The organism is Mycobacterium sp. E1715 (assembly GCF_001667625.1).
In the GTDB taxonomy this organism is placed as follows: Bacteria; Actinomycetota; Actinomycetes; order Mycobacteriales; family Mycobacteriaceae; genus Mycobacterium.
On record NZ_LZJJ01000002.1, the window covers coordinates 1 to 6,656 of the forward strand.

Sequence of the window (6,656 nt, forward strand, 5' to 3'; positions counted from 1 at the left end):
CGCAGTGGAATTGGTTGGCTACCCGCTCGTAGGGCTGCCAGGGTGCCACATCGATGATTTCCACGTCCATCGGCTCACCGATCGCTTTGGTCAGCATCTCGCGGCACCGCTGGGCGGTGAACTGTTCGGCGGTTTCCCCGCGGGCGGGAAAGTATGTGGTGATGAACATGCCCATGTCGTCGCGCACCGACAGAAAAATTCCCTCGACGTCCGGGTTGCTGACTTGGATGGCGTCGCCGTCGCCCAGGTCCGGAGCGAATTTTCGCCACGGCGCCCGGAAGTAGATGAACACGACATAGATGGGCAATGCCCCGTGGCCGGAGGTGGTCACGCCAAGCGCGTCGCGGACCGGGCTGTGCGCGCCGTCGGCCGCGACGAGATAGTCGGCCCGTACCGCCTCGGTCGCGCCCGACTCGCGATCGCGGACAACCGCGGTGATGCCGCTAGCGTCTTGTTCGAACGAGCCCAACTCCGTGTTGTAGCGCACCTCGCTGCCGCGCCGGCGGATGTGGGTGAGCAGGATCGGTTCGAAGGCGCTCTGCGGGCAGTACTGGCCGCCGGGCTCGGGGCTTAATTCGTCGAACGGCGCGAAGATCGCGTTGATGTCGATCGCCTGACGCTGTTCGGCGCTGTTGAGCGTCGGCTTGCTCAGCATGTCGGAAACGCCGTTGGCGACCGCGTGGATCTCGTCGGCCAATCCAAGACCGCGCAGGATTTCCAGGGTGCGGAAGCTGAGGTTGCGGGCCTTCGGATAGATGAACACCTCGCGCCGCTTCTCGACCAGCAGCGAGCGGACCCCGTGTTTCGCCAGCAATGCCGACGTGGCGAGGCCGGCGGCGCCGGCGCCGACGATGAGGACTGGAACTCGTGTGGTCGTCATAGAACAAAATGATAGTCGCTATCATTCGATATCTACAGTCAGAATCAAGTTTCGGCGCCTAACCCAGGCGCGCCACGAACTCCTCGGCCGCCGGCAGCGCCCGCTCGCGATCGGGGGCCACCAGGCCGATGCGGGTCCGCCGGTCCACGATGTCGGAGACGTCCAGCGCGCCCTCATGGGTGATGGCGTACTCGAATTCCGCCCGGGTGACGTCGATGCCCTCGGCGACCGGCTCGGTCGGGCGCTTACACGTGGCGGTGGCCACGACCTTGGCGGCCTCGGCGCCGTACCGCCGCACCAGCGAGTCCGGCAACCCGGCGACCGGGCCGGAGCCCGGCGGTCCCGGATTGGCGGGCGCCCCGACCAGCGGCAGGTCGTGGGTCCGGCACTTCGCGGCGGGCAGGCGCCGAAGGCCGACGGCGCGGTCCAGCACGTCTTGCGCCATGTAGCGGTACTCGGTCAGCTTGCCGCCGATCACGCTGATGATCCCGGACGCCGACTCCACGACGGCGTGCTCGCGCGAGACGTCGGCGGTGCGGCCCTCGCCGGTGTCGATCAGCGGCCGCAGCCCCGCGTAGGCGCCGATGACGTCGGCCGGGCCGAGCGCGATCCCCAACGCGGTGTTGACCGTGTCGAGCAGGAAGGTGACCTCGTCGGCCGACGGTGTGGGCACATCCGGAATCGGGCCGGGGGCGGCTTCGTCGGTCAGCCCCAGATAGACCCGGCCCAGCTGCTCGGGCATGGCGAAGACGAACCGGTTGAGCTCGCCGGGGATCGGAATCGTCAGCGCCGCAGTGGGATTCCCGAACGCTTCGGCGTCGAAAACCAGATGCGTTCCGCGGCTGGGCCGCAGCCGCAGCAGGCCGTCGATCTCCGCGGCCCACACCCCGGCGGCGTTGATGACCGCCCGCGCCGCGACGTCGAACGACTGTCCCGTGCGCTGGTCGGTCAGCCGCACCGAGGTGCCGGTGGCCCTCGACGCCGCCACGTAGGTCAGGATCCGCGCGCCGTGCTGCGCCGCGGTGCGCGCGACCGCGGTGACCAGGCGGGCGTCGTCGATCAACTGCCCGTCGTAGGCGAGCAGCCCGCCGTCCAGCCCCGCGCGCCGAACGGTGGGCGCCAGCTGCACGACGCGCTCCGGTGAGATCCGGCGCGACCGCGGCAGTATCGACGACGGCGTGCCCGCAAGCATCCGCAGCGCGTCGCCCGCCAGGAACCCCGTGCGCACCAGCGCGCGCTTGCCCCGGCTCATCGAGGGCAGGAGCGGAACCACTTGCGGCATCGCGTGAACCAGGTGGGGGGCGTTGCGGCCCATCAGGATTCCGCGCTCGAGGGCGCTGCGGCGGGCGATCCCGACGTTGCCGGTCGCGAGGTAACGCAGCCCGCCGTGCACCAATTTGGAGCTCCACCGGCTGGTGCCGAAGGCGAGGTCGTGCTTCTCCACCAGCGCCACCCGCAGCCCGCGCGCCGCGGCGTCCAGGGCGATGCCGGCGCCGGTGATGCCGCCGCCGATCACGACGACGTCCAGCGGCTCGCCGTCGGCCAGGGCAGTCAGGTCCGCCTCGCGGCGGGCGGCGTTCAGCGCGGTGGGGTCGGGTATCACGACAGGTATCCGTTCAGCGAGTAGGCGAGTTCGACGGCCAGCGTGTCGGCGTCGAGGAGGGGTTCGACGATCTGCGCCGACTGAATGGTCGACTGGGCGATCAGCAACACCATGGTGGCCATCTGGACGGGGTCGCCGGCGCGCACGCTGCCGTTGCGCTGGGCCACCCGCAGCCGGGCGGCGAGGGCGTCGATCAGCATGTGCTGGCTGGTCCCGAGCCGCTCGGTGATGTAGATCGGCGCGAGTTCGGAGTGCAGCACCGACATGACGAGGCGGTCGCGACGCAGCAGGTTGGCCACCGTAACGATCTGTCGCACAAGGGATTCCCGGTCGTCACCGAGCAGCGGCGCGTCCCGCATCACCTCGGTGACGTGGCGGGTCAACAGCGCCGCGACGATCGACGGGGTGTCCGGCCAGCGCCGGTACACCGTGGGCCTGCTGACGCCGGCACGTCGCGCGATCTCGGCCAGGGTCACCCGGTCCACCCCGAAGTCGACCACGCAGCTGGCCGCCGCCGCGAGGATGCGCTCCCCCGTGTCCACCGGGACGCGTGCGTTACTGGTTGACAGCATGTGTAATACTGTAACGCATGACGCAACCCGAGGGCCTGCTCCCCCCGATGAAATGGAACGCGTGGGGGGATCCGGCCGCGGCCAAGCCGCTCTCCGAGGGCATCCGGACGCTGCTGGAACAGGCCGTCGGCGTGCAGGATTCCGGCGCCGCCGAGCTGCAACCCGATCAGGTGCGCCTGCGCCCGTCGGCGCTCTCGCAGGCCCATCGCGACGCGCTGGCCGAGCTCGTCGGCGCCGAGTACTGCCGCACCGACGACCGGGACCGGCTGCTGCACGCCGGCGGCAAGTCCACGCTCGATCTGCTGCGCCGCAAGGACGCCGGCGTGCAGGACGCGCCCGACGCGGTCTTGCTGCCCGGTGACGAGGACGCCGTCGCCACGATCCTGCGCTACTGCTCCCACCACCACATCGCCGTGGTTCCGTTCGGCGGCGGCACCAGTGTGGTCGGCGGCCTGGATCCCATTCGCGGCGAGTTCCCCGCCGTGGTGTCGCTCGACCTGCGCCGCCTCGACCAACTGTTCTCCCTCGACGAGGTGTCCGGCCAGGCCGTGTTCGGGGCCGGCGTCACCGGGCCGGATGCCGAACGCATGCTTGGCGCCCAAGGTTTTTCGCTCGGGCATTTCCCGCAGAGCTTCGAATACGCGACGATCGGCGGCTTCGCCGCCACGCGCTCGTCCGGGCAGGACTCGGCGGGCTACGGCCGCTTCAACGACATGGTGCGCGGCCTGCGGGTGGTCACGCCGGTGGGCACCCTGGACCTGGGCCGCGCGCCCGAGTCCGCGGCCGGCCCCGACCTGCGCCAGCTGATGATCGGGTCCGAGGGCGTCTTCGGCGTCATCACCCGGGTGCGGCTGCGCGTGCACCGGGTCCCGGCGGCCGTCCGCTACGAGGCGTGGTCCTTCCCCGACTTCGAGACCGGCGCCGCAGCCCTGCGCGCCGTCACCCAAACCGCGACCGGCCCCACGGTCATCCGGCTTTCCGACGAGGCCGAGACCGGGGTCAACCTGGCCACCACCGAGTCCATCGGGGAAAGCCAGATCACCGGCGGTTGCCTGGGCATCACCGTGTTCGAAGGCACCGAGGAACACGTCGAAAGCCGGCACGCCGAAACCAGCGCCCTGCTGGCGGCGCAGGGCGGAACCTCGCTGGGCGAAGCGCCGGCGCGGGCGTGGGAGCACGGGCGCTTCGGCGCGCCGTACCTGCGCGATTCGCTGCTGTCGGCGGGCGCGCTGTGCGAGACGCTCGAGACGGCCACCGACTGGTCCAATGTTGCGGCCCTCAAAGCCGCTGTGACGCAAGCGCTTACGGACGCTCTGGCCGCGAGCGGCACGCCCGCGTTGGTGATGTGCCACATCTCGCACGTCTACCCGACCGGGGCGTCGCTGTACTTCACCGTCGTCGCCGGGCAGCGCGGCAACCCGATCGAACAATGGTGGGCCGCCAAGAAGGCCGCGTGCGACGCGATCATGGCCACCGGCGGGACCATCACCCACCACCATGCGGTCGGCGCCGACCACCGCCCCTGGATGGGCGACGAGGTGGGCGAGCTGGGCGTGCAGGTGCTGCGCGCGGTGAAGGCCACCCTGGACCCGGCCGGAATCCTCAACCCGGGCAAGCTGATTCCATGATCCGGCGCGAGATCGCGAAGGTGATCGCGCTGACCAATCCCGTCTCGGGGCATGGCGCCGCGATCCGGGCGGCGCAGCTCGCGATCGCGCGGCTGCACCACCGCGGGGTCGAGGTCGTCGAGATCATCGGCGACGACGCGCAAGACGCGCGGTACCTGGTGAGCGCCGCGCTGGAAAAGGGCGCCGACGCGGTAATGGTGACCGGCGGGGACGGCGTCGTCTCCAACGCGCTGCAGGTGCTCGCGGGCACCGACGTGCCGATCGGCATCGTGGCGGCCGGGACCGGCAACGACCACGCCCGCGAATTCGGGCTTCCCACCAAGGATCCCGAGGCCGCGGCGGACATCATCGTCGACGGTTTCACCCAGACGATCGATCTGGGCCGCATCCGCGACAGCGACGGGGCCACGAAGTGGTTCGGCACCGTGGCGGCCACCGGATTCGACTCGCTGGTGACCGACCGGGCCAACCGGATGCGCTGGCCGCACGGGCGGTTGCGGTATTACGTCGCGATGCTCGCCGAGCTATCGCAGCTGCGGCTCCTGCCCTTCCGCATGGTGCTCGACGGGACGCGCGAGATCGACGCCGACATCACGCTGGCGGCCTTCGGCAACACCCGCAGCTACGGCGGGGGCATGCTGATCTGCCCGCACGCCGACCCCACCGACGGCCTGCTCGACATCACGATGGTGCACGAGGCGTCGCGCACCAAGCTGGTCCGCCTGTTTCCTACCGTCATGAAGGGCACCCACATCGACCTCGCCGAGGTGAGCACGACGCGGGCCCAATCCATTCACGTCGAGTGCCCCGGCATCAACGTCTACGCCGACGGCGACCTCGCCTGCGCGCTGCCCGCGGAGATCAGCGCGGTTGCGGGGGCGCTGCGGATCCTGCGCCGGGCCGGGGACCAATAGCGGGCCGCCGGATTTGATATCGCCCGCGATATCAAATCCGGACGTCGCACATTCCCGCGGAGACCTAGCCGACGCCGCGGCTGAGCCAGGTCACCTCGCCGACCTCGCCGCCGTCGCGGTAGGCCTCCAGGGCGTCGTCCCACGCCGTTCCCAGCACGGTGTCCAGCTCGGCGGCCAGGGTGTCGGCGCCCTGCGACATCAGCGCCCGCAGCCGCATCTCCCCGACCATCACGTCGCCGTTGGCGCTCATCGCCCCGCTCCACAGGCCGAGCTGCGGGGTGTGGCTGAACCGCTGGCCGTCGACTCCGGGGCTGGGGTCCTCGGTGACCTCGAACCGCAGCACCGACCACGACCGCAGGGCGTTGGCCAGCCGGGCGCCGGTGCCCACCGGCCCGACCCAGTTGGTGACCGCCCGCAGCTGTCCGGGCATGGCCGGCTGCGGGGTCCACGTGAGGTTCGCCTTCGCCCCAAGGGTCGACGACAACGCCCACTCGACATGCGGGCACACCGCCGCGGGCGAGGCGTGCACGTACACCACGCCAGTCGTCACGTCGGCGAATTGATTCGACGCACGCATTTCCTGCTCCTTCGGTTCCGCGAGGGACGTCTTCCCCAACGACCTGGCGGGACCTGGCAAGCAGGATGTCTAACTATTTTGTGTGTCGTGCGTGTCTATTGTGCCTTGTGATACCCGTGTTGCGCTAGTGTGCATTTTTTTCTCAGCCGTATTCCGCGATCACGGCGTCCGAGAACGCCGGCCACGGCTGCAGCGCCCACTCCCCGAAATCGCGGTTGGTCAGGGCCACCAGCGCCAGCTCCCGTTCGGGATCTGCCCAGATGAACCCACCCGCCTGGCCGAAATGGCCGTAGGTGCGCGGCGAGTTGTGCGTGCCGGTCCAGTGCGGCGATTTGGCGTCCCGAATCTCAAAGCCCAGCCCCCAGTCGTTGGGCCGCTGGACGCCGTAGCCGGGCAGCACGCCGTCCAGGCCGGGAAACTGCACCGTCGTCGCCTCGGCGTGCAGCTCGGCGGAGACAGTCACCGGCCGCAGCAGGTCGCCG

Annotated in this window: 7 protein-coding genes; 2 read left to right on the forward strand and 5 right to left on the reverse strand. The window is 70.2% G+C overall.

Annotated features, from left to right (window positions below; translation table 11 throughout):
- The 3 genes from A9X03_RS00010 to A9X03_RS00020 all read right to left on the reverse strand — a co-directional run.
- The coding region (locus A9X03_RS00010; protein ID WP_156746423.1) for an FAD-dependent monooxygenase at positions 1-880 on the reverse strand (880 nt) is incomplete at its 3' end.
- Positions 881-938: 58 nt separating this feature from the next.
- Positions 939-2,483: a glycerol-3-phosphate dehydrogenase/oxidase gene (locus A9X03_RS00015; RefSeq protein WP_067778462.1), complete on the reverse strand. Its 1,545-nt coding sequence runs from the start codon at positions 2,481-2,483 to the stop codon at positions 939-941.
- A complete protein-coding gene (locus A9X03_RS00020) occupies positions 2,480-3,055 on the reverse strand; it encodes a TetR/AcrR family transcriptional regulator (protein WP_067749654.1) in 576 nt (191 codons plus the stop codon). Before A9X03_RS00020 ends, A9X03_RS00015 begins: the two co-directional genes overlap by 4 nt.
- Positions 3,056-3,102: 47 nt before the next feature.
- Between A9X03_RS00020 and A9X03_RS00025 the strand changes: the two genes are divergently transcribed.
- Entirely contained in the window at positions 3,103-4,683 is a 1,581-nt protein-coding gene (locus tag A9X03_RS00025) for an FAD-binding oxidoreductase (RefSeq protein ID WP_369807390.1), read from the forward strand.
- Complete coding sequence (locus A9X03_RS00030; RefSeq protein ID WP_068259055.1) at positions 4,680-5,597, forward strand: diacylglycerol kinase; 918 nt, start codon at positions 4,680-4,682, stop codon at positions 5,595-5,597. Before A9X03_RS00025 ends, A9X03_RS00030 begins: the two co-directional genes overlap by 4 nt.
- A 64-nt stretch (positions 5,598-5,661) precedes the next feature.
- Here the strand turns inward: A9X03_RS00030 and A9X03_RS00035 are convergent, their stop codons facing one another.
- A complete protein-coding gene (locus A9X03_RS00035) occupies positions 5,662-6,174 on the reverse strand; it encodes a DUF3145 domain-containing protein (RefSeq protein WP_067749648.1) in 513 nt (170 codons plus the stop codon).
- Positions 6,175-6,316: 142 nt separating this feature from the next.
- A partial coding sequence (locus A9X03_RS00040) for a serine hydrolase (protein WP_156746424.1) occupies positions 6,317-6,656 on the reverse strand: 340 nt, incomplete at its 5' end.

Bases quoted from the DNA above. Each gene is read 5' to 3' on its own strand.
- A9X03_RS00035 (WP_067749648.1), bottom strand. From the start codon at position 6,174: ATGCGTGCGTCGAATCAATTCGCCGACGTGACGACTGGCGTGGTGTAC.
- A9X03_RS00020 (WP_067749654.1), bottom strand. From the start codon at position 3,055: ATGCTGTCAACCAGTAACGCACGCGTCCCGGTGGACACGGGGGAGCGC.
- A9X03_RS00030 (WP_068259055.1), top strand. From the start codon at position 4,680: ATGATCCGGCGCGAGATCGCGAAGGTGATCGCGCTGACCAATCCCGTC.
- A9X03_RS00025 (WP_369807390.1), top strand. From the start codon at position 3,103: ATGAAATGGAACGCGTGGGGGGATCCGGCCGCGGCCAAGCCGCTCTCC.